The organism is Oscillospiraceae bacterium MB24-C1 (assembly GCA_030913685.1).
In the GTDB taxonomy this organism is placed as follows: domain Bacteria; phylum Bacillota; class Clostridia; order Oscillospirales; family Ruminococcaceae; genus Yanshouia.
Map to the genome: position 1 here is coordinate 2,403,491 of CP133187.1, position 26,816 is coordinate 2,430,306.

General features: G+C 47.7%; 19 protein-coding genes. 12 read left to right on the forward strand and 7 right to left on the reverse strand.

Annotated features, from left to right (window positions below; translation table 11 throughout):
• Positions 1–81: 81 nt before the first annotated feature.
• Positions 82–846 (forward strand): alpha/beta hydrolase, encoded by a 765-nt coding sequence (locus RBH76_11440; GenBank protein ID WMJ83335.1) that lies wholly within the window; start codon positions 82–84, stop codon positions 844–846.
• A gap of 221 nt (positions 847–1,067) precedes the next feature.
• Here RBH76_11440 and RBH76_11445 read toward each other — a convergent pair whose 3' ends face one another.
• A complete protein-coding gene (locus RBH76_11445; protein WMJ83336.1) occupies positions 1,068–2,012 on the reverse strand; it encodes a LysR family transcriptional regulator in 945 nt (314 codons plus the stop codon).
• Between the two features lie 340 nt (positions 2,013–2,352).
• On the opposite strand from RBH76_11445, the gene RBH76_11450 reads away from it, so the two are divergent.
• The 4 genes from RBH76_11450 (at position 2,353) to plsY (ending at position 6,075) form a co-directional block, all read left to right on the forward strand.
• Entirely contained in the window at positions 2,353–3,291 is a 939-nt protein-coding gene (locus tag RBH76_11450) for a hydroxyacid dehydrogenase (GenBank protein WMJ83337.1), read from the forward strand.
• 32 nt (positions 3,292–3,323) lie between these two features.
• The gene (locus RBH76_11455) at positions 3,324–4,232 is read left to right on the forward strand and encodes a fumarylacetoacetate hydrolase family protein (protein WMJ83338.1); all 909 of its coding nucleotides are present in this window, start codon (positions 3,324–3,326) and stop codon (positions 4,230–4,232) included.
• 29 nt (positions 4,233–4,261) lie between these two features.
• A complete protein-coding gene (locus RBH76_11460; GenBank protein WMJ83339.1) occupies positions 4,262–5,119 on the forward strand; it encodes a hypothetical protein in 858 nt (285 codons plus the stop codon).
• Between the two features lie 251 nt (positions 5,120–5,370).
• The gene (gene plsY / locus RBH76_11465; protein WMJ83340.1) at positions 5,371–6,075 is read left to right on the forward strand and encodes a glycerol-3-phosphate 1-O-acyltransferase PlsY; all 705 of its coding nucleotides are present in this window, start codon (positions 5,371–5,373) and stop codon (positions 6,073–6,075) included.
• A gap of 47 nt (positions 6,076–6,122) precedes the next feature.
• Here the strand turns inward: plsY and RBH76_11470 are convergent, their stop codons facing one another.
• The 5 genes from RBH76_11470 to glpK form a co-directional block, all read right to left on the reverse strand.
• On the reverse strand, positions 6,123–6,476 hold the full coding sequence (locus RBH76_11470; protein WMJ83341.1) for a DUF1667 domain-containing protein: 354 nt from the start codon (positions 6,474–6,476) through the stop codon (positions 6,123–6,125).
• 1 nt (position 6,477) lies between these two features.
• Positions 6,478–7,743, reverse strand: coding sequence for an FAD-dependent oxidoreductase (locus tag RBH76_11475; protein WMJ83342.1), 1,266 nt, complete (start codon positions 7,741–7,743; stop codon positions 6,478–6,480).
• Positions 7,736–9,187, reverse strand: coding sequence for an NAD(P)/FAD-dependent oxidoreductase (locus tag RBH76_11480; protein WMJ85229.1), 1,452 nt, complete (start codon positions 9,185–9,187; stop codon positions 7,736–7,738). The genes RBH76_11475 and RBH76_11480 overlap by 8 nt, the downstream gene beginning before the upstream one ends.
• A gap of 125 nt (positions 9,188–9,312) precedes the next feature.
• Positions 9,313–10,029 (reverse strand): MIP/aquaporin family protein, encoded by a 717-nt coding sequence (locus RBH76_11485; protein ID WMJ83343.1) that lies wholly within the window; start codon positions 10,027–10,029, stop codon positions 9,313–9,315.
• Positions 10,030–10,070: 41 nt separating this feature from the next.
• Complete coding sequence (glpK, locus tag RBH76_11490) at positions 10,071–11,564, reverse strand: glycerol kinase GlpK (GenBank protein ID WMJ83344.1); 1,494 nt, start codon at positions 11,562–11,564, stop codon at positions 10,071–10,073.
• A 417-nt stretch (positions 11,565–11,981) separates the two neighbouring features.
• Here glpK and dhaL point away from each other — a divergent pair, with 417 nt between their 5' ends.
• The 7 genes from dhaL to nagB all read left to right on the forward strand — a co-directional run bounded on the left by dhaL (position 11,982) and on the right by nagB (position 17,964).
• Complete coding sequence (dhaL, locus tag RBH76_11495) at positions 11,982–12,605, forward strand: dihydroxyacetone kinase subunit DhaL (GenBank protein ID WMJ83345.1); 624 nt, start codon at positions 11,982–11,984, stop codon at positions 12,603–12,605.
• Positions 12,606–12,662: 57 nt separating this feature from the next.
• A complete protein-coding gene (gene dhaM / locus RBH76_11500) occupies positions 12,663–13,055 on the forward strand; it encodes a dihydroxyacetone kinase phosphoryl donor subunit DhaM (GenBank protein ID WMJ83346.1) in 393 nt (130 codons plus the stop codon).
• Between the two features lie 19 nt (positions 13,056–13,074).
• On the forward strand, positions 13,075–13,338 hold the full coding sequence (locus RBH76_11505) for an HPr family phosphocarrier protein (protein ID WMJ83347.1): 264 nt from the start codon (positions 13,075–13,077) through the stop codon (positions 13,336–13,338).
• A gap of 14 nt (positions 13,339–13,352) precedes the next feature.
• Positions 13,353–15,047: a phosphoenolpyruvate--protein phosphotransferase gene (gene ptsP, locus RBH76_11510; protein ID WMJ83348.1), complete on the forward strand. Its 1,695-nt coding sequence runs from the start codon at positions 13,353–13,355 to the stop codon at positions 15,045–15,047.
• A 78-nt stretch (positions 15,048–15,125) separates the two neighbouring features.
• Positions 15,126–16,121 carry a dihydroxyacetone kinase subunit DhaK gene (dhaK, locus tag RBH76_11515; protein WMJ83349.1) on the forward strand — a complete coding sequence of 332 codons (996 nt, stop codon included), beginning with the start codon at positions 15,126–15,128 and terminating at the stop codon, positions 16,119–16,121.
• Positions 16,122–16,266: 145 nt separating this feature from the next.
• Positions 16,267–16,926 (forward strand): TetR/AcrR family transcriptional regulator C-terminal domain-containing protein, encoded by a 660-nt coding sequence (locus RBH76_11520; GenBank protein WMJ83350.1) that lies wholly within the window; start codon positions 16,267–16,269, stop codon positions 16,924–16,926.
• Positions 16,927–17,244: 318 nt separating this feature from the next.
• Positions 17,245–17,964, forward strand: coding sequence for a glucosamine-6-phosphate deaminase (gene nagB / locus RBH76_11525; GenBank protein WMJ83351.1), 720 nt, complete (start codon positions 17,245–17,247; stop codon positions 17,962–17,964).
• Between the two features lie 318 nt (positions 17,965–18,282).
• Here the strand turns inward: nagB and RBH76_11530 are convergent, their stop codons facing one another.
• Positions 18,283–26,643, reverse strand: coding sequence for an InlB B-repeat-containing protein (locus tag RBH76_11530; protein WMJ83352.1), 8,361 nt, complete (start codon positions 26,641–26,643; stop codon positions 18,283–18,285).
• Positions 26,644–26,816: the final 173 nt, after the last annotated feature.

The following is a 26,816-nucleotide window of genomic DNA, read 5'->3' on the forward strand; positions in this document are numbered from 1 at the left end:
GGGAAGATGAAGATGATCTAACTGCAAGGTTTTAAGAGCCTTGCTAATGAATTATAAATAATAATTTAGGAGGGCCTTACCATGAGCTATTATTATTTTGAAAACAAAAAAGTATATTATAACGAATCTGGTGAAGGTACACCGTTGCTACTTCTGCATGGCAATACCGCTTCTTCAAAGATGTTTTCTGAAGTTGCAAAGGAATATAAAACAGAGTTCAAAGTAGTCTTAATCGATTTCTTAGGCCATGGAGAATCAGATAGATTGCAAAAATTTCCGGTCGATTTGTGGTTTTACGAAGCTGAACAGGTCATAGCATTTTTACGCGAAAAGAATTATTCAAATGTAAATATCATTGGGAGTAGTGGGGGCGCATTAGCTGCAATTAATGTAGCATTAGAAGCGCCCGAACTTGTAAGCAAGGTGATTGCAGATAGTTTTGAAGGAGAAACTCCACTCAAATCTTTCATTGAAAATGCTAAGGCTGATAGAGAATTTTCTAAGCAAGATGAAAACACGAAAATGTTTTATGCATGTATGCATGGCTCTGATTGGGAACAGGTTGTTGATAACGATACCGATGCCATTATTCGGCACAGCAAAGAAATAGGCGTTTTTTTTCACAAGCCTTTACATTTTCTAAAAGCGAAGATACTCTTAACCGGCAGCAAAGCAGATGAATTTATATCCACCATATCTCCTAATTACTTTGAAAACGTTTATGGCGGAATGGTTAAAAAATTCAAACACGGAAAAATCCATTTGTTTGATACAGGTGGACACCCTGCAATGCTTACAAATCCAAAAGATTTTTATGAGCTGAGTATGGATTTTTTTAGAAGATAGGTTGACATTCGGCAGTGAGATTTTGATCGAACACCTTAATATAGCTAAATGAATCTTGCTCAAGTGAATCTCACTATTCTCGAAAGCGTGGGCAACCTCACCGTTTTATGGTTCGGCTGTCCTCTTTTCATATCACCGTCTTTATGCGAGTATATCTGCCAAACTAAAAAACGCGCTGTAAAATGCAAATTAAGGCATTTACAGCGCGTCTTTTATACTTATTAGAGAATTAGGTCGCTTGCTTTCCAATCCTGATAGTACGCCCGGATCGTATTCATCAGAGTCTGCGCAAGCGGCACCAGATAAGTGTTTATTTTGTAGCAAAAGGACAAGGGGATATTAAGATCGGCGGAGCGGGTATCGAAGAAAACCAAGCCCGGGTAGTTGGAGGCATCCTTTACGCCGGTCTCCACCAAAAAACAAAAGCCCATGTCGGCGGAGACCAGCTTTAGCGCGGTATGATTGTTGGTGGTGTTGAGCCGGTCAGAAAAGACGAGCAGATTCTTTTCTAAAAAGTTGCTGACATGGCGGCCCACAGTGAGCGTTCGGTTTAACGAAATAAATCGCATGGGCTCAAGCAGTTTTAAATCCAGCGGCAAGCCGGCAGCGCGCATCTTAATAAATGACTGCGCCACAGGATTCTCGCGGTGTAAGACCAGCAATATGCGTTCATAGTTGATTGTTTCGGTGACAAAAGCTTCGGGGGAGCCCGACACAGAGGTGTTCATGACGGCAAAGTCCGCCTTTCCGTTTTGTAGCAGTGCATAAAGCTCACTGACCGGATATTCGTGAAGATTTATCTGGGCGTTCGGATGTTCCTGAAGAAAGCGGGGGAGAATTTGCGGCAGCAAAATTGACCCGCGCCATGTTCCCAGCCCGAGGTTTACGGTCTGGTTGCGCGAGGATTGCAGGCTATCGAGCCCGGACTGAAACTTTTGGTATAGATGATTGCTGTTCTCCAAATAGCTTCGGTACATCTGCCCACCCTGGGTCAATTCCAGCGGATTTTGCGAGCGGTCGAACAATTTGGTGCCTAGCATCTGTTCTAGTTTTGCAATGTGCTGACTCAGTGAGGGCTGGGAGATAAACAGCTTTTCGGCTGCGCGAGAGATATTCCTTTCCCGCGCCACTGTGAGAAAATATTCGGGATTTCGATTGACAAACACGCCATAACACCTACCTTTTGGTTTGCAAGACCGATTTCTGTTTATGTTACTATAACACAGTTTTTTATTTTATCACAACCTATAAAGCGGATATTTATAGGGGAATGCCTATCGTAAAAACAAGTAAATAAACTGCTTGACCGGCAAATTGAGATAACTCGGCTTATTTGCAGGGAATTCTTTTTAGATTAGGGGACGTATTGATTTTAGGGCATCTTGTGTATAGGTGTTTACCTATGGGGGAATAGGAGAAATCATCTTTTACAAGGCGGTAAAAACATGATACCGTTAATTTATGGAGCGGCAGCTACAAAAAGCTGCCGAAAGGAGATTGACGGCTATGGCAAATATTCTGATTACCGAACAGATTGACTCTGTTGGCCCGTCCCTGTTGGAAAAGGCCGGACATACCATTATCCGGATGGAAACAAGGGAGCAGTCCGAGCTGGCTGAAAAAATAAAGGACGCCGATGCGGTGATTGTGCGCATTCTGGATATGCCTGCGGAAATCATCAGCGACGCCCCTCGGCTCAAAATCATCGCCAAGCATGGCGTTGGCCTTGATAATATTGATCTAAACGCGGCAAAAGAGGCTGGCGTTGCGGTGACCATTACCCCAAGTGCGAACAGCCTTTCGGTCGCGGAGCATGCCGTTTCCCTCATGTTGGCTCTTTCCAAGAACATTCCCCATGTACCCGACCAATATCGGGAGATCGGTTTTGCAGCTAAAAATTGTGCGCCCGGTGTGGAGGTTTCCGGCAAGACGCTGGGGCTTATCGGCTGTGGGCAAATCGGTAGCCGATTCGCCCAAATAGCGGCAGGTGGCTTTGGCATGAGGGTGCTGGTATACGACCCCTATATCTCGGAGGTACCACTAGGTTGTGAACTTATTTCCGACAGGGATCGCATCTTTAAAGAATCTGATTTTATTTCGCTGCACTGTGTGCTTTGTCAGGAGACCTTCCGCAGCGTTGGGCAACGGGAGTTTGATATGATGAAACCGGATGCCATTTTCATCAACTGCGGACGTGGGCCACTGGTGGATGAGTCTGCACTGATTCGGGCGCTACAAGATGGAAAAATCCGTGGCGCTGGTCTGGACGTGACCGAAAAAGAGCCCTGTGACCCCGCTAGCCCGCTGTTTTCGATGCCCAATGTTATCCTGACGCCGCATTATGCCCCCACTACGATTGAAGCCGCCGCCCGTGTGTCAAAAATTGCAGCGGAAAATGTCATCGCTTTTCTCGGAAATGGCGATGTGGTTGGACGGATTGTTTAGCCCAAACTGATATATAGAAGGAGAGATTTACAATGAGACTTGCGACCATTAAGCAGGACGGCGCAGAAATTGCCGGTATTGTCACCGCCACCGGCATATTCCCGATCACCGCGCTGAACGCCGCCAAGGGTACCGCATGGAAAACCGAAATGTATGAGCTAATCTGTGCCGAACAGATTCCCGGGCTGACTGCATGGTATAATGAAGGCGGCAAGGCGGAGCTGGAAAAGCTCCCTGGAACCGTTACATACGACAAGGTTATCTATGGCCCGCTTTACCGCAACCCGCCGCGCATTTTTGGCATCGGCCTCAACTACGCCGACCACGCTGGAGATCTAGGCGAGAATGCGCCGGTTGGTTTCCCGGGCAGCTTTTATAAGCCCGCCTCTTGCATTACCGGGCCGGGTAGCGACATTAAGATTCCGGCATTGCCTGAAGCGCAGAAATCGACCGCCGAGGCCGAACTTGGAATCATCATCGGCAAGGCTTGTAAATTCATCGAGGAAAAGGACTGGAAGGATTATATCGTCGGCTATACTACCGTGCTGGACATGACCGAAGAGTCGATTTTACGTCAGAATCCCCGCTTTTTGACGCTGGTTAAGGGCTTTGATACCTTCTTTAGCTTTGGCCCGCAGCTTGTCACCCCCGACGAGGTGGAAGACGTGTTGGCTCTGGAGGTTCAGTCGGTTCATAATGGTGAAATCCACGCCAAAAACATTGTCCGTAACATGACCCACAAGCCCGCCCGTCTGGTTAGCCTTGTCTCGCATATGCAGGGCTGGTTGCCCGGTGATATTCTTTCCACCGGCACGCCCCGCGCCTTTCATATTCAGGATGGCGACACTGCCGAATGCCGAATCTATGGCCCGGACGGCTTTGTCATGGAGCCGCTGGTCAACCCCGTTGTCGACCTGAAGCTTCACCCGGAAAAGCAGTAAACTTTGAAACATATAAGGAGGTCAACGAGATGAAAACAGTGTTCACACTTACATCCGCCGAATCCAGACGCCTTATCGCCAAGGCGATTGTCCAGATGCCGGCATTCAAAAAAGCTTGGGAATCTGCCTATGTTCTGCTGGCCGGTGGCACGACCAATGCTTTCATCGCACAGGAACTGCTCGGCCGCGAAGGCCTCGACCCCGCCAAATGTACGGTGGGCTTAAGCACCGACGGCTTGCTTTGTGTCACCCACCCCGCCAGCCGCAAGAGCTTCCCCAATGTGTTTTATAAGGGCGAGGCTGTGGAAAAGACCCTTGTCGAAGCACTGAGCGATTTTCATGCCCAAACCGTTGTCGTCAAGGGCGCGAATGCTGTTGATATGCAGGGGAACGTCGGCGTCGTCACTGCTGGATTTGACGGCGGCACCATCCCCCGCGTGATCGGGCCTGTCACCTCCAATGGTTTAAAGTACATCACGCCGGTAGGGCTGGAAAAGCTGGTGCCCTCCGTTCCGGAAGCTTGCCGGGCAGTGGGCGCACAAAACATCGACATCTCGATGGGTGCCGATTTTGGCATGTACTGTCTTTCTAACACCATGGTGGTTACCGAGCTAGAAGCGATTAAGATGATGTTCGGCCTTTCTGGTGTTTTGGTTTGTTGTGGCGGTGTTGGGGGCAACGAAGGCGCCGTAACCCTTGCTGTTGAAGGCGAGGAGGCACAGATCAAGGCGCTGGTTGCATACCTTGAGGATGAGATTAAGGGCGAGCCCCCTGTTGATGGTAACAAGGGTATCTGTGCGGATTGCCGCTATAAGCGCTGCCGCTACAATGGGCTTAAATCTGAGGATTTACCCGCATGGATGAAGAAAAAAGGCATCGTTGATTAGGGGCTATCGCATTGTATAGATAAATATTAAAGCAAACCACCACGCAGACATGTTCGCGCGGTGGTTTTTTTGTTTACATAGAACCCTGAGATGTGGCTGATACGCTGCAAAAGGCAATCTGAAATTTCAGTGGTTATGGTTTTTCATAAGAAACCGAGAAAGCCGAATACTTTGCGGCTAAATAATATAATAATAGAAATGGATAAGCCGGTGACATACCCGCATACCAAACGGACAAGGAGGAAGATTTCATGTATAACGCAGGGTTATTCTGGGTTTTGGTGCTGCTTTCGTCCGGCTTTGCATATCTAATCGGAAGCATCAGTTTTTCGATTCTATTTACGCGGATTTTTTATGATGTGGACATCCGAACGCTCGGCAGCGGCAACGCCGGACTGACAAATGTGCTGCGCTCGGTCGGGTGGCAAGCGGGTGTTTTGACGCTCTTGTTTGATTTTTTGAAAGGAGCGGCATCCGTTATAGTGGGCAGGGTGATTTTTCAGTACTATTGCCAGCAAAGCGGCACGCCCGCCTATTTTCAGCAGTACGGCGTGCTGATCGCCGGGCTGATGTGCGTAATCGGGCATGTCTATCCGCTTTATTTTCATTTTAAAGGCGGGAAAGGGATTCTGACCTCTGCCGCGGTGGTCGCTTTTTTTGACTGGCGGGTGTTTTCGGTTGTTTTTATTGTGTTTGCGGTTGTGTTCACGGTCTCAAAAATTGTCTCGCTTTCCTCAATCATTGCGGCGTTTAGCTTTCCGTTGGCGCATTGTCTGATTCTTTCTTTCTGGGATTACCGCATCGGCAGTTCGCCTTACGGCACGCTTCCGCTTTCTTATTTGTGGATTACGACCGCTCTGGCAGCGGTGTTCTCCAGCTTGCTGATCTATAAGCACAGCGCCAATATTGAGCGCCTGAAAAATAGGACAGAAAAAAAATTTACATTAAAACGATAAAAATAAACGAGCGGTCTGCATGATGCAGGCCGCTCTGTTATGTCTTTTTACAGCAGTTCTTTTGTCGCGACGATATTTACGTTAGAGCCGCACACGCCGGGTAGCACAACATCCCCGATATGCACCGGCAGGGAAACCGTATGCCCTGCAATTTCGTTTAAACAGTCGAAAATTTTGGATTTATCAATTGGTTGGGAGGTTTTGACCGGCAGCGGATGGCGGCTACCCCGCACCGTCATGAGCGCTGTCACCATTCTTTTGGGTGCGGTCAGCTCCTCTTGCGCATATTTTTTCCCGACATTGCAGCTATACCCGCTGATTGACTGGATTTCGCCATTTTCCAGAACCGCTGAAATACGGCAGCCTATCGGACAGCCGATACATGTGATTTCTTTTAGCATGCTACGACGCCTCCACTTTCACGGTGAGATTCTCAGCATCTGAAATCTGTCTGAGCGCTTCTGGGGTGAGCTTTAAACTGACCATTTCGCCCGGGGTCAGGATGCGACTAGAATGTCGGTAGATCTCTTTTTCTCCCGCCGTTACACAAACCTTTGCATTTTTATAGACATTCTTGGGGCGGAACATGAGTGTGACCGGTTGATCGGCATTACCCACATGAATTTTCTGCGGTACAGCGCCCGATACGCCAAACCCACTGATGATTGGCATGGATTTTAGGTTTTTATCTAAGGTGTCCGTGATGTAACGCCATGCTTTTGCGCCGGCCTTTGCGGCTTCTTCCGAGACAAAATCGACTAGATCGTGCACGTGCAGGACATTGCCGCAGGAGAAAACACCTGATACAGAGGTTTGCAGGTTCTCATCCACCGAAGGGCCGCCGGTGTCTGCGCACAGGTCAATTCCAGCCATTCGGCTAAGCTCATTTTCTGGAATCAGTCCGACCGAAAGCAACAGCGTATCGCAGGCGTAATATTGTTCGGTGCCGGCAATTGGCCGCTTGGTTTCGGGGTCGACCTGCGCAACCGTTACACCCTCTAGCCGCTCGCGTCCTGCAATATCCACCACCGTGTGGTTTAAGAGGAGCGGAATGTCATAATCGTCAAGGCACTGCACGATATTGCGCTTTAACCCCGAGGAAAACGGCAGTAGCTCGACGCAGGCGAGCACCTTCGCTCCCATGAACGTCATTCTTCTTGCCATAATCAGGCCGATATCGCCCGAGCCTAAAATCACGACGCGCGCACCGGGCATGATGCCTTCAAGGTTCACAAACTTCTGGGCGGTGCCCGCCGTATATATCCCTGAGCACCGCCAGCCGGGGATGGCAAGTGCCCCACGGGGACGCTCTCGGCATCCCATGGCCAGTATGATGGCCTTTGCCTGAAAGTGCTGAAGCCCGTTTGAGCGATTGACGGCGGTCACCTGCTTCTCCTTGGTGATTTCAATGACCATTGTGTTGCACTGATAGGGGATTTGATAATCAATCACCCGGTCGATATACTTCTGCGCATATTCAGGCCCGGTCAGCTCTTGCTGAAAGGTATGCAGCCCAAACCCGTTGTGGATGCATTGACGGAGGATTCCGCCCAGCGTATCTTCGCGTTCCAAAATCAGAATATCGCGACAGCCTTGCTCATAGGCGGAAACAGCAGCAGCCAAACCGGCAGGCCCGCCGCCGATTATCAACAGATCGACTTTACGCATGGCGCTGTTCCCCCTTTCCAAACAAATAGCTGTGCAGCAGTTTGGAGTCTTCCCCGAATTTCGTGATTTCCAGCGGCGACAGGTTCAGTTCCTCGCACAGAATCTGAATGGTTCTGGGCGTACAGAAGCCTGCCTGACACCGTCCCATTCCAGCGCGTGTCCGCCGCTTAATGCCATCAATTGTCTGCGCACCCACCGGCCTGCGAATCGCCTCGCGGATTTCTGCCTCGGTTACCGTTTCACAGCGGCACACAATTTTAGCATAGTCCGGATTGGCGGCAATTGCCTTGGCGCGTTCCAGATCATCCATCTCCCTAAACTTCGGAATCGCTTTCCGAATGGGGTTGAAGTTTGGATTCTCCTTAGCGTCCAATCGCTCGGCCACCAGATCGGCGAGATCGCGCGCAATTGCGGGCGAGGAGGTCAGACCGGGGGATTCGATGCCGCTTGCGTTGAAAAATAGCGGCGCATCCGGCGCTTCACCCAGAATGAAATCGTCTCTGTCGCTGTGGGCGCGAATTCCGGAAAAGGTGGTAATCACGTCACGCAATGGGATGTTCTCCCAGGTTAAGCTACCGAATTTCAACGCTTTGGCAAGCCCTTGCGGTGTGGTGCGAATGTCTGATTTGTCTAGAATATCCTCCGCGGTTGGGCCTATCAGAACGGTGCCGTCGACGGTCGGGCTGACAAGAATGCCTTTGCCGAGCTTGGTCGGAAGCTGAAAGACCGAGGCGTGAAACACGTCGGCATATTTTTTATCCAGAATGTAATATTCTCCCCTGCGCGGTAGGATTTTAAAGGCGTCCTCAGAAACCATTGCGTTGATGGCGTCGGAATAAAGCCCCGCGCAGTTGACAACCGCTTTTGTCTCAAAGGCTCCTGCTTTGCTTTTTACAACCCAGCAGCTGTCGCCTTTTTCAATTTTAGTCACTTCGGCGTTGCGGTAAAACAGCACGCCGTTTTCCGCCGCATTTTCGGCGTTTGCAACCGTCAGCTCATAGGGGCAGACAATGCCCCCAGTTTCGACCAGCAGCGCCGCACAGGCGTTTGGGCTAAGGCTGGGTTCCCGTTTATGTAGCTCCTCTCTACCAATGATGCGAAGCTTGGGAACTTCGTTGATTTCCCCCTGTTTTTTCAGTGCCTCCAGTTTGGGAATGTCGTCCTCTGAAAAACAGACAACCAGCGACGTGTTCCATTTGAGCGGAACATCCAGTTCGGTGCAAAGCGTCCCAAACATTTGATTACCTAAAACGTTATACTTTGCCTTTAGTGTATGGGGCTTCGCATCATAGCCACCGTGTACAATTGCTGTATTCGCTTTGCTTTGTCCTTCACAAATATCGGCGGCCTTTTCCAGCAGGGCAATTTTCAGGTCATACCTGGCCAAGCTTCTCGCAACAGAGCAGCCGATGACGCCACCGCCGATTATAATGACATCCAGCATCTTCTTGAACACCACCTTTTGACTCCCCATTTTTGAAGGAATCTGATGTTAATATCTAAAAAATTCCATAAGAATGCAGGGGCATACAAAGACGATGTTTGCCCCTGCATTCAAAGTGCGTGGGTCTACCAGGGAATGGCTTGGAACAGGAGAACCGCGATGATGCCGCCGACGATGGGGCCGACTACTGGAACAACCAGGCCGTAACTAAAGTTGGAGCCGCCTTTGTTTTTAATCGGCAGCATCGCATGTGCAATGCGAGGGCCAAGGTCACGGGCTGGGTTGATCGCATAACCGGTCAATCCACCAAGGGACATACCGACCGATACGATGATGCCGAACACTAGTAGATAGTTTAAACCAACGTTGCTGGCGCCCACGACGTTTCCGACGCCGAGGATGGCGAACACCAGCACAAAGGTGCCGACCACTTCAGAGAGGAGGTTCCGGGCAGTGTTTGGAATGGACGGGCCGGTCGAGAAGCAACCCAGAATAGTTCCTGGATTTTCGGTTGCGTCGAAATGGTCCTTAAAGAGCAGGTAAACAAGAACCGCGCCGGAGAAAGCGCCAAGCATTTGAGAAATGATGTATCCCGGCACCATGCCCCATGCAAGACCGCCGTTTATTGCGACCGCGATGGTAACTGCCGGATTAAGATGCGCACCTGACGCCGCACCAAAGATAAACGCAGGCAGCAGGACGGCAAGGCCCCACGCAAAGGTGATCTGAACAGCGCCGGCGCCCTTCATTCCAGATTTTGTGAGGGTAACGTTTGCAACAACACCGTCGCCAAGAAGAATTAGAAGACCTGTTCCTAAAAATTCCGCAATATATGGCAGCATGCGATTACACCCCAATTCTTAAATTTATGTGATTTTATCGACTAATTTTTTGCCCAGCCCAAAGCGCACTTAACAGCTTTGTTCCAGCCTGCAATCAGCTCGGTACGTTTTGCCTCTTCCAGCGAGGGCTTGAAGATTCGAGAAATCTGCCAGTTCTTGATGACATCCTCTTTGCTCTCCCAGTATTTCACCGCGAGACCAGCCAGATAGGCGGCACCCATCGCTGTTGTTTCTACGCAGACCGGACGATGAACCGGTGCGTTGATAATGTCCGACTGGAACTGCATCATAAAGTTGTTGGCGCAGGCGCCGCCGTCAACCTTGAGCGCGTTGAGCGTGATGCCCGAATCTTGCTGCATCGCCTTGAGCACGTCATGGGTCTGATAAGCCAGCGACTCCACTGTGGCGCGGATGATGTGATATTTATTGACGCCTCTGGTCAAGCCGACAATAGCACCTCTGGCGTACTGGTCCCAATGGGGAGCGCCAAGGCCCGTAAAGGCCGGGACAATATATGCGCCGTTCGTGTCGCTCACCTTTGTTGCCATATATTCAGAATCCGGTGCGCTATCGACGAGCTTGAGCTGGTCGCGCAGCCACTGGATAGCGGCGCCCGCCACAAAGATCGAGCCTTCGAGTGCATAGTTGACCTTTCCGTCAAGGCCCCATGCAATGGTGGTGACGAGACCGTTTTTGGAATAAACGGGCGTCTCGCCTGTGTTCATTAACAGGAAGCATCCGGTGCCGTAAGTGTTCTTGGCTTCGCCCGCGTTAAAGCAGGTCTGGCCGAAAAGTGCGGCCTGCTGGTCGCCTGCGGCGCCCGCAATCGGAATGGGGCTTCCAAACAGAGAGGCTTCTGTTTCGCCGTAGATGCAGCTGGAGGGCTTTGCTTCTGGCAGCATGGATGCAGGAATATCCAGTTCCTTTAGGATTTCCTCGTCCCATTTCAATTCCTGAATGTTATACAGCAGCGTGCGGGATGCGTTGGAGTAGTCGGTGACGTGGACTTTGCCTTTGGTCAGCTTCCAGATCAGCCAGGTGTCGATGGTTCCAAACAACAGGTCGCCCGCTTCGGCTTTTTCGCGTGCGCCGGGGACATTGTCAAGAATCCATTTCAGCTTGGTGCCGGAGAAATAGGCGTCGATCACTAGACCGGTCTTCTGACGGAAGCTGTCGACCAGGCCCTTTTCTTTCAGGCTGTCGCAGTATTCCGAGGTGCGGCGGCACTGCCAAACAATCGCGTGGTAGACCGGCTCGCCGGTGTTTTTGTCCCAGACAACGGTGGTTTCACGCTGGTTGGTGATGCCGATGGCCGCAATGTCCTCGGCTGAGGCGTTGATTTTATGCATGGCCTCCTGCGCCACACCGATCTGCGTGGACCATATCTCCATGGCGTCGTGTTCGACCCAACCGGGCTTGGGGAAATACTGTGTGAATTCTTTTTGGGCTACGCTGATCATTTCACCCTTCTCGTTGAAGAGAATGCAACGTGAGCTGGTGGTTCCTGCATCCAAAGCCATAATGTACTTTCCCACTTTTAATTCCTCCCAAAATAAAATTATCAGGATTTTCGTCCAACATTTTGTATGATTAATACAAAATATTTTACAAGAACATCGTAGCACTGTTCAACAATCGCTGTAAATGAACAATCCGGCCGTTTTGTCTAAACAGTTTTTGGTTTTGTCTAGCCATTGCGTGAAAAACCTGATGAACAGGCTTTTTGCATAAATATTGGATTGTCTGATTGCGGTGCAGTACAACAATTTAACGGGTCTCGCTATATCATGATATGTTTGTCCACAGAAAAATAGTAGAATAAGCGGCCAATCTTTTTGAATAGGATTGGAACAAAGATAGATTCGACATTGGCCCGCAAAAAAATTTGGACATACCTTTTGGCGGCCGGGCTTTGGATTGACGTCTGTATATAAAAACAGGAGGAAGATTTTATGGATAAGTCCTTTTTGGGCGCGATGGAGGCAATCACCAGCACAATTAAAGACAACAAAGAATTTTTGACCGACCTTGATAGAGCTATCGGCGACGCCGACCATGGTCATAATATGGCGCGCGGGTTTAACGCCGTTATAGAAAAATTAAAGGCTTCGCCGCCCGCCGATCTGTCGATGGGGCTAAAAGCAACAGCCATGACGTTGATTTCCACCGTTGGGGGCGCGTCCGGTCCGCTTTACGGAACTGCGTTTCTGCGCTGTTCAAAGGTGATGCAAGGAAAAGAAGTGATTAATAAAGTTGCTGTCGTGCGGTTGTTTGAAGAAGCGTTGGATGGGATTGAAACCCGCGGGAAGGCTCAGCCGGGGGACAAGACCATGATTGACGCACTCAAACCCGCCTATGACGCATTTGTTACAGCCACAGAGCAGAGCAAAAGCTTTTTGGAATGCATGGAAGAAGCCTGTAAAGCGGCAGAAGAGGGCGTTGCTTATACTAAGACAATAGCAGCCAGAAAGGGGAGGGCCAGCTATTTGGGCGAGCGCAGCATCGGGCATCAGGACCCGGGTGCCACTTCGGTACTACTCATTTTAAAGGCGCTGACAGAGTATTATAAAGCTTAAATCAAAGCACTCAGGCTGATAAAAAATGCCGGCAAAACCGGCGGAATGGAGAAACTCATGGTAGGACTTGTTATTGTATCCCACAGCGCAAAAATTGCTGAAGGGGTTCTGGAGATCGCGTCCCAGATGGCGGGAAGCGAACTGAAACTGGTTGCGGCAGGCGGCCTGCCAAACGGCGAGATCGGCACCGACGCCGTACGCATCAGCAACGCTATTGCAGAGGCGGACTCCGGCGACGGAGTAGTCATTCTGTTGGATTTGGGAAGCGCAGTTCTTAGCACCGAAACAGCGATAGAATTTTTGGAGGAAACGGCGCGTATCCGTGTGCGGATTGCGGACGCCCCGATTGTTGAAGGGGCTGTCAGCGCGGCGATTCAGGCAACCATCGGCTCACCGCTTGATAAAGTGGCTGACGCGGCCGAGCGGGCGCACACACTGCGTAAATTGTAAGGGATAGGGAGCTGATGAGATGAAACAGAGCACATTGACACTAACAAATTCAATAGGACTACATGCAAGGCCTGCGGCCGAAATGGTGAAGGCGGCAGCCAAATTCAAGAGCAAAATCACGCTGGAGGGAAACGGGAAAAAAGTCGATGCCAAGAGCATTATCATGGTTTTAGGGATGGGTCTGCGCCAAAATGATGCCATCACCATTTGTGCCGAGGGCGAGGATGAGGAAGCGGCTGTGCAGGTTCTGGGGGATTTGGTTAAACAGCGGTTTCATGAATAGGAGGGCGCCGCGCTGTGACGAAATTCAAAACAATACAGGCGACAGGTGCCGTTACGGGAGTTGCCCGGGGGTATCTTCATTTTCTTGGCCGAGATATTCAAAAGGAAATGGCGCTTTATCAACAGCAGGATTCCACGCTGGAGATACAACGGTTTTATGACGCGCGGAGTGCCACTGCTGCGCGAACCGACAAGCTGGCGGAAACATTGCGGGGAGAGCAGCAGGACGAACAAGCGGCCATTCTGGAAGCGCAAAGCCTGATTCTTTTGGATACATACTTTGAATCGCTGGTGCGCGAAAAAATTGAAGTTTTGGGACTTTCGGCTCCCGAGGCTGTGCTGCAAAGCTGCGAGGAGATGGCAGCCCCGATTTTGGCGCTGGACGACGCCTATCTAAGGGAAAGAGCGAATGACATTAAAAATGCTGGGACACAGATTGCTGAAATGCTGCTCGGAATTGAGGAAACAAAACTCAAGGCGCCCGCGATTTTGTTTGGGGAGGAGATCGACCCCTCGCTGATTATCGGTCTTTCGCAGGAGGCAGCCGGATTCATCATCAAAAGCGCTAGCATCACCTCCCATGCGGTGATTCTTGCGAGATCCAGAGGGATTCCGACGTTGGTGGGGCTAGAGGATCTGCGTGGGCAGATTCCGGACAACACCCCGGTCATTTTAGACGGCGGGGAAGGATTGCTAATCGTCAACCCAGACGAGCAGACGATTCGGAATTATCAATTAAAAATAGAAGCGCAAGAGAAAAAGAAGCAGGAATATCGGCGACTCGCGTCGGTTGGAGCTTCTACAAAAGATGGATTCAAAGTCACGTTGGCAGCTAATATTGGATATCCGGAAGAGCTTTTGCAGGCATCGCAATACGGGTATGAGGGGGTTGGCCTTTTCCGGACGGAGTTTCTGTTTTTAGGTAAAAGCACACTCCCGACAGAGGAGGATCAATTTTTCGTTTACCGGCGTGTTATTGAGCGGTGCCAAAATCATCGCTGTATCATCCGCACCATGGATATCGGCGGAGACAAGCCGCTTGACTGCTTGGAGATTCCGCCGGAGCAAAATCCGTTTCTAGGCTGGCGGGCGATACGAATCAGCCTGAAGCGCGTCGATCTGTTTTTGACCCAGCTTCGCGCAATTCTGCGCGCTGGTATATATGGAAAGGCGGCGATTATGCTACCCATGGTCGCCAGCTTGGCGGAGCTGCGTCAGGCGAAACAGCTGATCGCACAGGCGATGCAATCACTTGAGGAAGAGAAAATTCCGTTCGCGAGGGACATTGAAGTAGGGATTATGATTGAAACCCCTGCGGCCGCGATTATGGCGGCGCAATTTGCAAAGGAGTGCGATTTTTTCAGCATCGGGACCAACGATCTGACACAGTACACATTGGCGGTGGACAGGGGAAACCCGCTCGTCTGCCAGCTTTACAGCTATTTTCATCCGGCGGTACTGCGGCTGATTCATCAAGTGATATTAGCGGCGCACAGCCAAGGGAAATGGGTTGGCATGTGCGGCGAAATGGCGGGTGATCCCGCCGCCGTGCGACTGCTGTGTTCTTGGGGAATTGACGAGCTGAGCATGAGCCTTCCTCTCATTCCATTAGTAAAACAGGCTATTCTCGCCTGTGAAACCGACCGGCACTGGGCCGATGCGGTTCTGGCACTTTCAGAAACAGACCAAGTAAAAACCTATCTGGAATAGTGAACCTGAAAAAACAGAGGCATGTAAAAGCAATTTACTTGCTGTACATAAATGAAAAATGAAAGAGAGGCCGTTATTATGAAAAAGATAATCAATCATCCGGCAAATGTGGTTGACGAAATGTTGGAGGGGCTGACACTGGCGTATCCGCAGTATGTTCGCCGCCTAGAAGGGTTCAATGTCATCGTGCGTGCCGATGCCCCGTGTGATAAAGTGGCGCTGATCAGCGGTGGTGGCAGCGGCCATGAACCCTCCCACGCCGGATGGGTTGGCGAAGGCATGCTGGACGCAGCGGTCGCGGGTGCGGTGTTTACCTCTCCGACGCCCGACCAGATTTATGAAGCGATTAAAGCGGTTGACGCTGCAAAGGGCGTTTTGCTGGTTGTCAAAAATTATACCGGTGACGTGCTGAATTTTGAGATGGCTGCTGAAATGGCCGAAGCAGATGGCATTGAGGTGGCGCAGGTCGTTGTAAACGATGACGTGGCGGTGGAGAACAGCACCTGGACCAGCGGGCGCAGGGGCATTGCGGGTACTGTGTTGGTCCATAAGATTGCGGGCGCGAAAGCACAGGCTGGCGCAACGCTGGCGGAAGTAAAAGCCGTCGCCGAAAAAGCGATTGCCAATGTACGTTCTATGGGCATGTCTATTTCTCCTTGCACAGTGCCAGAAGCGGGCAAACCGAGCTTTGAGTTGACGGAAAATGAAATGGAAATCGGCCTGGGCATCCACGGCGAGCCGGGAACCCATCGCGAAGCCCTTCGCTCGGCGGATGAAATCACCGACCTTTTGCTGGAAAAGCTGTTCGCCGATCTCCCGTTAGAAAGCGGCGATGAAACGGCGGTTATGATTAATGGCCTTGGGGCTACGCCATTGATAGAGCTTTTTGTTGTCAACCGGCGGGTTGCGCATGTGTTTGCGGAAAAAGGAATTCAGATTGTTAAAACGTTTGTCGGGAACTATATGACCTCTCTGGAGATGGGCGGATTCTCCATTTCGGTCGTGAAGTTGGACGGAGAAATGAAGGGACTGCTGCTGGCTAAGGCGGATACACCAGCGCTTGTACAGCTGTAATTTCACGCGCGGTTTTATACCCTACAGCATTAAAATGTCCCGGCCGGTCTCGATAAAAAAGCCCGGCCGGGCATTACATGCGCCGACAGGCTGTTGTGTAAAATAAAAATGATTTTAGGTGGAAAGTTTGATAGGGAGGATTTTCATGGTACGAACGTCTCAGACCAAAACGCAGCTTGCCAATTCACTCAAAGAAATTATGAAAAAAGTGCCCTTTCATAACATTACAGTGCAAAATGTTGCGGACGACTGCAAAGTTAACCGCCAGACCTTTTACTACCACTTTAAGGACATGTATGATCTATTGGAATGGATTTATCAAAACGATATTTTCTGCGGATTCCAAGAAATTTCGGTAAAAAACTGGCAGAATGTACTGCTGGATACTATAAAATATGCAAAAAGAAACAAGTCTTTTTTACGCAATACCAATCGTTCTCTGCGCAAGGAAACGATAGAAAAATATCTATTTCCGTTTATCTACCAGCTGTTCGAGCTGGTTTTTGATGACGCCTGCAAGGATGCCCTTATCCGGACGGAGGAAAAGGTGTTTATCTTGAAGTTCTTTACACATGCCTATGTCAATGTCATTATTCAATGGATTGGAAACGGCATGCAGGAGGAAGACACCTTCCTGCTTGAAAAAGTGCAGATCCTCCGCAGGCTGCTGCAATCGTACCGCAACAGTCAGACGGCCGAGACGATTACCGTTTATAACGGACTGCAAAATATGGAGGTCAAAAACGGCGGAAAAATGCGCGGACAAATTATTCCAATGATGTCGGAGGCGGTCAATAATTTTTAAGAAATTCTTGTAATGTAAACAGAAATTAGGGCGGCTAAAAAATGAACTGAACCTTAAAGCTATGACGGAACACACCGTAGCGGGCAGTTCACTGCGGCTGCCCTTGTTATTTGCCATTTAATCAGTGGTGCTTATGGCATGAGAATGCCTGAGTTGATTGAAAAGCTCAAACGCGAAACCACAGTTTATTTCAAAAAGCGGGTGGGGCTTGACAAAGCCCCAATGGAAGGGTAAGGTTATGATGCCAAGCCAGAAATAAAAACAAAGCCCGACCGTTTAAACGCAAGGCTGGCACTTATTGAAAAGGATGGAAATTCCATGAAGCTGATAACCGTAAAGGACTATGACGCCATGAGCGAGGCTGCGGCAGAAATAATTATGCGGCAGATAGATTCAAAACCCAACAGCGTCATTGGCTTTTCCACTGGTTCAACACCCACCGGCACATATAAGCAGTTGACAGCATTCTGCGCCCAGGGCAGGGTGAGTTTTAAAAACGTGGTACCCTTTAATCTTGATGAATATGTAGGGCTAGCACCTGATGATCCGAACAGCTATGTGTACTATATGAAGGAAAACCTTTTTGACCATATTGACATAGACCCCGCCAATACCCATATACCAAATGGTGCAGCCGAGGATTTAGAGGCGGAGTGCCGTCGGTACGACGCACTGCTTGAGCGATATGGCAGCATCGACCTTCAGTTGGTGGGCATAGGGCAAAATGGGCATATTGGTTTTAACGAACCGAGCGACACATTTAGCGACAAAACCCAGATTGCTAAGCTTTCGGAAAACACCCGCGCGGTTAATGCGGCGCATTTTCGGTCTGCCGACGCTATGCCTCAGTTTGCCATAACCATGGGGGTGGGCGACATAATGCGTGCAAAGCGGATAATTCTCATGGTAAATGGTGCGCACAAAGCGCAGATACTCGATAAAGTCATGCATGGCGAGATAACGCCTCAGGTTCCGGCATCCATCTTGCAGCGGCATGATGACGTCACCGTTATTGCGACGCAGGATGCTTTTATTTAGCCGTCGAACAATCAAAAGCCCGCCCAAAAGGCGGGCTTATTTAATACTTCTACCGTTTTGCAAAGGATGGCTTCAATATCTCAGAATAGATAATTTTTCTATACGTGGTCACTAAAGGGTAAAATGCATAGCTGTAATTTGTACCGAAGAGGGAACGGATTACTTATTACTTACGTGGTGAGTTTAAAACTTGTCGGACGATCATTTTCAGTTATCTTTAGAAAATATTAGGGTAGTTTTGGTCGTCGTTTTTGGCCTTTCGTCGCATAAAAATCTCCCAAACGCAGTTTATAGTTCTGCGTTTGGGAGATTTGTTATTTAGAGCTTTTTCTTTTTCCGAAACTTCCAACTATAAGTGCCAATCGCCACAATTGACAGAACAAATGCCATAACCAGCTCGATACTTGTACTATTAGCTGAACTGGAGTTTTCTGAATTGTTTATGGTTACAGTTTTTTCGGGATGCGGCTGCTTTTGAGTAGAATTACTTGCGTCTACACCATTGGATTCAGGCGTAATGGGCTTTTTCAATTCCGCTTCCTTAGGTGCAGTCACTTTAATTACGCCGCCAGTTGTGGGATTTGTGATAATCGTTTTTGTCGGCGCATCTCCATAGAGCGTTTCAAGCAGAGAAAGCGGCCAGTATATCCGACTTGCATCCTCGTCCTGATACATTCCGGCAGGAACGGTAATGGTTTTTCCGCCGTTCCAATCAATGACAAGCGTAACGTCGGGACTTCTTCTAAGTTCACTCATCACAGAGTCGGGCATCTGATCAAACCACTTGGCGCTAACTTTAACCGTGTCCCCATTACGTGCAGCTTTAATTGCAGTTTCTACAACATCCCAAAACTTTTTTTGTTCTTCATTTGGGCCATTGTCACTGCTAGATGAACGCAATATCTTTTCAACCGGAACCATAAAGGTAAAGGTGCTGAATTCGGAGACATACATGCTTATAACATTGTTTTCCAGCGTATATTTCCCATGCGCAAGTGTGGTTCCTCTTGTAATTGTTTCAACAAGCGTGCCGTCTGACTTGTAGTGGTTTATAACCAGATCATCAGCCTGAGTTCCGCTCGGTAAAGTAAATGTAATGATTAAAGGCGAATGAAGCTGTTTTTTTATACCGTTTACAAACAACTCCGCCTTTATTTCTAGTACATTTTGCGTTTCCTTAACGTAGTTAGTTGGGGTTTGTTGTGTAAGCTTGACTTCAACATCTGCTGCATCTTTTTCACCGCTTGCTAATGCAAGACCATTTGTAGAAGGAGAAGAAATTTCGTTAGCAAGGTCTGACGGTGCAGTTAATGTTGTGCTTGTTGAGATATTGGCAATCAACCCATAAAGCTGGTCAAGATTTTTGATTGTATCGGGATCAAGCTTCTGCTTTTGGTCTTTGGTAAGCGCAATTAATTCCTGTGCGATATTGGTGACCATCTCTTTTTGAGTATCACTCATATTGTCGCCACCTGAAAAAATGTCATTGAGCATTTTCTCTATGCTCTCAATGTCATCATCGCTATTATTGGAGTGACCTGCATAGTTTTTCGGGTCATATTTCACCAGTACATGGGATACCGGCTTCCCATTAACAGAAAATTCGATCATTGAAATTCCTTTTTGCTTACCGGTTATGATCAAAGTCAAGCCGTTAATTTCAGAACCAACAATCTGAGGGCAAGAATTATGAATTGTTACCAAATCGGTAATCTCAATTCCGTCCATTGATAAAAGTGGTTCACCCTTAAAGGATATTGTTGGCGAAATCTCTGCCGTTGCACCTTCTTCAGCGATGGTCACTGCATTGTAACTATCGAATGTTACCAACACCTCCGTAAGCTTTACAGGCACTGGAATATCGACGGATTTTTCGTAGTTTGTGCTGTCTGTTGGATTAAAGGTTGCAAGGAAAGTCTGTGTTCTGTTTTCGTCATCGGCGACTAGCGCTGTTTTTGGTGTTTGCCATGACCAATAGCCAATATCCGATTTCGGAAGATTAACATCCTCAAGTGTTTTTTGAGTGTTTGTTATGGCATATAAATTCTTTGGCACCTCGTAGCCCTCCAGTATACTAGAGGGTGCTTTATTAACCGTAACCGATACACGCCCGGTGGCTGTGTTGTAGTTATTAGTATCATGAGGCGTGAAAATTACCATATGGCTTGATGTTCCCACTTCAGGCATAGTAGTATCATCATCCCATTCCCAAGTACCGGTAACTGCCAAGTTGCTATTATGTGGATTAACTGCCGAACCACCTGTTAATGTGCTGTCAGATAATCTTTGTCCGTATCTGATATCTGCTGCTATTGGCACCGTTATATTAGGGACTGCTTTTTTAACCGTAATCGATGCATCTGTTGTGGCTGGGTTGTAGTTTTCAGCATCATCGGGGGTGAAAACTACCGGATGGATGATTGCTTCCCCCGCTTGGTATGCCGTTGTATCATCCTCCCAAAGCCATCTGCCGGAGACAGTCAAACTACTATCATGTGGGTTCGTCGCCAAGCCGCCTGTTAATGTGCTGCCAGATAATGTCTGCCCAAAACAAATATCTGTTGCTGCCGGCGCGGTTAAAATAGGAACAGCTTTTTTAACCGAAACCGATATCGTTGCTGTGGCGACGCTATATTTTCCAGCATCATCAGGGGTGAAAATTACCTCATGGCTTGATGTTCCTGCTTTGGGTGCGGTCACAGTATCTTTCCACGCCCAAGTGCCGGAAACGGTTAAGGCACTGTTGTGTGGGTTCGATGCCATACCACCTGTTAAGAGGCTATCCGACAGCTTTTGACCGTAAGTGATCTCTGAAGCGGACGGCACCGTGATGCTAGGGGTTACTCTATCGACCGCAACCGCTACTGTTGTTGTGGTGGTGTTGTAATTTTCAGCATCGTTAGGCGTGAAGACGACCGTATGGATTGATGATCCCTCTTGGGGTGCGATCGAATCATCCGTCCAACGCCATGTACCGGGGATGGTCCATGCGCTGTTGTATGGGTTTGATGCCAAGCCGCTGGTTAACAGGCTGTCTGACAATTTTTGCCCGTAACGGATATCTGAGGCCTTCGGCGCAGTTAAAGTAGGCGTCGCTTTATTAACCGTAATCGATACATTCCCGGTGGATGTGTTGTAGTTTTCAGCTTCATCGGGTGTGAAGATGACCCTATGGCTTGACGTTCCCAATTCAGTCATGGTGGCATCCGTTTCCCACGTCCAACTGCCGGTAACCATCAGCTCATTATTAAGCGGATTAACTGCCGAGCCGCCTGTAAATACGCTGCCTGATAGTTTTTGGCCGTAACTGATATCTACTGCTGTCGGCGCAGTGATACTGGGGGTCACTTTATAAACCGTCACCGGAATAGTTACTGTGGCTGGGACGTATTTTTCGATATCATTAGGCGTAAAGATTATCTCATGGCTTGGTGATCCGGCTTTTGGCACAGTCGCAGTATCTTTCCACGCCCAAGTGCCGCGAACGATTACCGCATTATTATGTGCATTAACCGCTGAACCACCTGTTAAAGCGCTGGCTGATAAGCTTTGGCCGTAACTGATATCAGATGCTGTTGGTGCAGTTATGCTAAGGGTTGCTTTATTAACAATGACCCATACCTCTACGTTGACTGAACTGTATTTTTCTGAATTTGTAGGCTCAAACACGGCTGTAAAGTCATTTAGAGCAGAGGGGAACGTGTTGGGCCAAAGCCAATGCCACTCTCCTTCAACGGTCAATTTGTTGTTTTGTGGATCAACTGCTGAGCCACCTGTGAATAGGCTTTCGGACAATTTTTGGCCGTAACTGATATCCGATGCTGCCGGCGCAGTTACATTAGGGATTAACTTTTCAACCTCAATCCATACGGTTGTTGTGACTGCGTTATAATTTTGATCATCAACAGGTGTAAAGATTATATTATGTCTTGATGACGCCGTAGGCGCGCTCGTATTATCTACCCATTCCCAGGTACCATCAACGGTGAATGTATCGTTATACGGATTATAAGCCGAGCCGCCTGACAATGTGCTGTCTGAAAGCTTTTGCCCGTAGGTAATAGCTGATACCGTCGGTACAGTTAAAATGGGGGTCGATTTATAAACCGAAACCGGCACATCAACTGTGGCTGTGCTGTACTTTTCGGTTTTATTGGGCGTGAAAACCACTGCGTGGCTTGAGGTGCCGACAACAGGCGTGGTGGTATTTGTTTTCCATTGCCAAGTACCGGTCACTTCACCCCCCTGCGAGTTAACGGCTGAACCACCTGTCAATTGGGCGGTACTTAATGTTTGACCGAAAATGATGCTTTTAGCCTGGGGTACATTGCTGATAATGGGGCTTTCTTTGGATATTACAAAGGATTTACTGACGCTTCCTATGTAATTACCGTTTCTTACTGCGTTAACAATTACGGTTGCCGTATCCCCCAGATTGACGTTATTCTCGTAGCTGTAGTAAAAATCGTTGTTGCAATTTTCACCGTGAGTATGATTAATACTACATGGATTTAAAGTTATTGTTTCTTCACCGATTTTAAATTCTACTTTTGGTGTTGGCTTGATCGGTTCACCTGTAACAACTTGAGGTTCAATATCTTCAATAATATTACCCGCTAGTGCAATTTTCCATTTGGCATACAATGTTATGTTTTCTGTTATTGGCGTGCTAAAAACCCATTCGTTTAGGCACTCTGATTCGGTGAACCAACCTACGAATTCGTCGGCTGCCCCCAGTACGCCAGGATTTCTTATTGGGCCTGTTGGTTTTGCGACTGCGTCGCCTACCGCTAAGTCCTGAGGCTCTACCGCTGAACCGCCTTGTGCATCAAAGCTTGCAACAATCGTTTTTTGTTTTGTCAAATGAATATTAGGATATTGTACGCTACTATTTTTAAGCTTTGGGAGCTTTTTGTTATCAGTTGGAATATCCCACTTGTCGAGACTAAAGCCGCTCTCTGTCCAATTAAAAGCTTCAAATTTGTCGGTTAAAAGGCCTTGGCTTGTAGAATAAAACAGCTCTAAACCACGTGAATTTGGTGCTTCATTCACTGTATTAATAGAGCTCAGGGAATAACCATTATTAAAACCACCACTTGCGGCTATGTGGCCCGCATTTTCATTCGTGTTAGAACTAATTTTTGAATTTAAAGCAACGCAGTTATTGATTGCAGCTGTACCTGACGAATATCCTGCAATGCCTCCAGCCAATCCAGATGAATTTACATAGCCAGTACTATAGCAGTTGGATATTGTACCTGTGTTGTTGCCCACAATATTGCCGACGTTGGGTTTGCGCCAGTTATAAACCTTATAACCCAAAACAGTTGCAGAACTATAACAGTCAGAGACTATTCCGGCGTTTTCAGCAACTATTGCGCCAACGTTTTCGTAACCGCTTACATGTCCAGTAACGTAGCACTCTTTAATAGTACCTTTGGAATAAACTGCAATTCCGCCGGTGTTGTAATAAAACGACGACGTACTGCCCTTGATTATACAGTTCTCAAGACCTAAACCGCTAATTACAGCATTTTCACCAACATAGTTAAATAGCCCTCTATAAATATTCAAGTTTCTTATAACATGACCGTTTCCATCAAAATTCCCTTGAAACGGCGTCGAGGAAGTTCCAATTGCACTAACACTTTTTTCGCCCATATCAATATCATTTATAAGCTTGTAAAATTTCCCCGACTTATCATCGCGATTGTCGTTTACTTCATCTCGTAATCTTATAAGGTCATCGATGCTTTGAATAAGAAACGGGTCCGATTGAGTTCCTGTTCCTATGGATGCAATCCAAGCGGGGAAGGGGTCTGGTCTTGGAAGGCCGATATCCGCCCAGAACGATTCACATGCAAGAATGGCTGCGTCTAATTTATTTCCTTTGGTCTCTTCGTTATTCCCATTCCACGCATTACTCCAATAATAACTATCAATAACTGTACCATTGGTGTCGTCGCCAATAATCATTCCTGTTTTAATATCAGGATCATATATATTTACCCTAATTGTCCTGCCGAGATAGACTGACGCACTGATTGTTCCGCTATTGCACCCGCCTATAACACCGCCAACAATATTATCGCCTGAAAGATCACCTGTGACATAGCATTGCATTATAGCGCCACTTTCAATCCAACCTGCAATTCCGCCTGTGGAAAATGCGCTTTCGGGCTCAGCATAACCGGCAATATCTCCTCGGCTGTAACAACGCGTTATATTAATGGTACTAGTAGATTGTCCAAGAATTCCGCCTGCATATTTTGTACCTTCAATAGCGCATGTGCTGTAACAGTTTTCTATTTTAACTTTTTCATACATGGCTAAACCCGCGATGCCGCCTGCTGTTTCACCATTTACACGGCCCGTACTGTAGCAATTGATTATTGAGCCCTCGGTTATATTCGCTATTGCGCCTACGGTGTCGCCTACTATATTACAATCAACAACACCTAAGTTTTTTATAACAGCGCCTCTTTCGACCTTTGAAAACAAAGCACCGGTGGTGTTTTGGATGACACGATTATTACCATCAAAGGTACCTTTAAAGTTGATTAAAGGGCTAATGCCGTTAAAATCAATATTATTATTTAGTTTATAGAATTTACCGGTTGAATCTTTAGACCCAATGGCTATAAAATCTTGTGCGGTTTTGATTAAATAAGGGGAAGTACTCGTTCCGTTGCCTTGAAAGGTGTAAGATTTAATCCAGTGGGGCAACGTACTGGACTGGGTACCCCCAGTATTTTTTAGAATTGGAAGTGCGTTATCTACAAAAACCCAACTATTTGAGTCGTTTGAAAAAATATTAGAAAATTGCTCGGAGAGCACCCCAGTTGCGTTACAATTGATACTCTGGCCTTGCAAAACCTCAACGGACATATTGCTCCAAGCATAACAGTTACTTAGACCCGTACTAGGAATACCTGAAACCCCTCCACTTTTGTATCTATCGGCGCCTACGTATTTACCGTTTATGACTTTCTCGCATAAAGCCACACTGTTGGTTATAGAGGCTGTTTCATTTGCGTATCCGATGATACCGCCACCATAAGTAAAATATGTAGTGACATTACCAAGGTTGTAACAATTTTTGATCGAGCCGCTAGACCAGCCTGCAATACCACCCAATGCAAAGCCGTTAGAGGTTACGATATCACTTGTGTTATAACAGTCAGAAATACTACCGGATTCAAGTATAGCGCTTGCAATACCGCCAGCTGAACCCCGAGGAGTCTCTATAACACCTGCAGTATAGCATTCAGAAACGATGCCTTCGGTACGTCCAACAATACCACCGACAAAGTATGCTCCTATTAAATAGCCATTATAGTAGCAGCGAGAAATTGTTCCAGTGGAAATTCCCGCTATACCGCCAATATTGGTTGAATCGGACATGATCTCTCGGTTTATTTCAAAGGTGGAATAGCAATCAGAGATTGTTCCACTAGAAAGCCCTGCAATGCCGCCAATATTAGCGATATAAGTCCCTTGGATAACGCCAGAAGTGTAGCAATTTGTAATAGTTCCTTCAGAGTATCCTGCTAGAATGCCAATGTTCTCATCTATTGTTGCTCTCCAAGGATCTTGATGCTGCGACCCTGTGTCAATAAAAGCATCAACGACACCTAAATTTTTAACAACGCCTTCTTGACCTATGCTGCCGAATAACCCAACATTGCTTCCTCGTTCGCGCTGATATTTCAAATTTTTGATATCAAATCCTGCGCCGTCAAAGGTGCCACTAAATGGACTGGTTAAAGTTCCAATGATGACTCGATCTGTACCCATAGAAATGTCATTAACCATGACGTAGCAGGCGTCAGCATATTTCTTGTCTAGGTATGTAGAACCGTTCTCGACATAATAAGCTAGGTCCAGTAGATGTCTAGACTCTCCAATAACAAACGGGTTGCTCGGGCTGCCAATTTGTCCTATTGGCGCTGACCGCATGCTAAAACTACGGAAGGTATAGCGGCTTTGCATGGCTTCGTATTGTTTTACTTGCTCTAAAAGAGAGAGCTGTGCAGGATCTTTCCCCAACAGACTTGTGCCGGCAGCTTTATATAGAGGGCAATCCTCTAGATGCTGCACCATCTCCCCGCTGTCTAAAGGCGGACAATCACATTCAGGGGTCACATTGTTAATATCTTTGTTCTCTGGTAAAGAGGGGGCCTCGGGTTCGGCAGGGTCTTTAGCTTCACCGGAGGTGTTTTCGGGGCAATTCTCTAGATGCTGCACCATCTCGCCGCTGTCTAAAAGCGGACAATTGCACGCTGGAACAACTGTTGAATTGTCAGAAAAAGCTTCGTTTTCTGATGAAGGTAAGGGCTCGGATTCCACCTGTTCTTCACTTTGTACAGGCGCGGTATTATCAACTGCATTTTCTTCTGTATTGGCATTAGCTATATTCTCGGGGCAATTCTCTAAATGCTGCACCATTTCGCCACTGTCTAAAGGCGGACAATTACACGCCGAAGCAACATCTGTATTATCCATTCCAGCAGTTCGGTCACTTTCTGCGCTCTGACTTTCCTCTAATTTTGCAGATGCCGCTTCTGCTTCTACCATACTTTGGGCATCAGATAGATCTAATGCAGACGCGGGTAGAATGGTCATTTGTAAAATCACAGTAATTGTAAGTGCCATAGAGAGTAACCTTTTAAAACTCATGTCATATCCTCCGATTGTTCTTTTGTAAAACTATATTTTAATGTACGGTTTAGGGTTTTGATCTTCCTTATGACTCATCTGACAATTTTACTATCAAAAATATTTAGCGCTTTTTACATAAAACTACAATTTTAATTATAATAGCTTCTATCTGGCTTTGCTATTCCGATGCC

Bases quoted from the DNA above. Each gene is read 5' to 3' on its own strand.
- plsY (WMJ83340.1), top strand. From the start codon at position 5,371: ATGTATAACGCAGGGTTATTCTGGGTTTTGGTGCTGCTTTCGTCCGGC.
- RBH76_11530 (WMJ83352.1), bottom strand. From the start codon at position 26,643: ATGAGTTTTAAAAGGTTACTCTCTATGGCACTTACAATTACTGTGATT.
- RBH76_11485 (WMJ83343.1), bottom strand. From the start codon at position 10,029: ATGCTGCCATATATTGCGGAATTTTTAGGAACAGGTCTTCTAATTCTT.
- dhaK (WMJ83349.1), top strand. From the start codon at position 15,126: ATGAAAAAGATAATCAATCATCCGGCAAATGTGGTTGACGAAATGTTG.
- RBH76_11520 (WMJ83350.1), top strand. From the start codon at position 16,267: ATGGTACGAACGTCTCAGACCAAAACGCAGCTTGCCAATTCACTCAAA.
- RBH76_11470 (WMJ83341.1), bottom strand. From the start codon at position 6,476: ATGCTAAAAGAAATCACATGTATCGGCTGTCCGATAGGCTGCCGTATT.
- RBH76_11440 (WMJ83335.1), top strand. From the start codon at position 82: ATGAGCTATTATTATTTTGAAAACAAAAAAGTATATTATAACGAATCT.
- dhaM (WMJ83346.1), top strand. From the start codon at position 12,663: ATGGTAGGACTTGTTATTGTATCCCACAGCGCAAAAATTGCTGAAGGG.
- RBH76_11460 (WMJ83339.1), top strand. From the start codon at position 4,262: ATGAAAACAGTGTTCACACTTACATCCGCCGAATCCAGACGCCTTATC.
- RBH76_11450 (WMJ83337.1), top strand. From the start codon at position 2,353: ATGGCAAATATTCTGATTACCGAACAGATTGACTCTGTTGGCCCGTCC.
- RBH76_11475 (WMJ83342.1), bottom strand. From the start codon at position 7,743: ATGCGTAAAGTCGATCTGTTGATAATCGGCGGCGGGCCTGCCGGTTTG.
- RBH76_11505 (WMJ83347.1), top strand. From the start codon at position 13,075: ATGAAACAGAGCACATTGACACTAACAAATTCAATAGGACTACATGCA.
- nagB (WMJ83351.1), top strand. From the start codon at position 17,245: ATGAAGCTGATAACCGTAAAGGACTATGACGCCATGAGCGAGGCTGCG.
- RBH76_11455 (WMJ83338.1), top strand. From the start codon at position 3,324: ATGAGACTTGCGACCATTAAGCAGGACGGCGCAGAAATTGCCGGTATT.
- dhaL (WMJ83345.1), top strand. From the start codon at position 11,982: ATGGATAAGTCCTTTTTGGGCGCGATGGAGGCAATCACCAGCACAATT.
- RBH76_11480 (WMJ85229.1), bottom strand. From the start codon at position 9,187: ATGCTGGATGTCATTATAATCGGCGGTGGCGTCATCGGCTGCTCTGTT.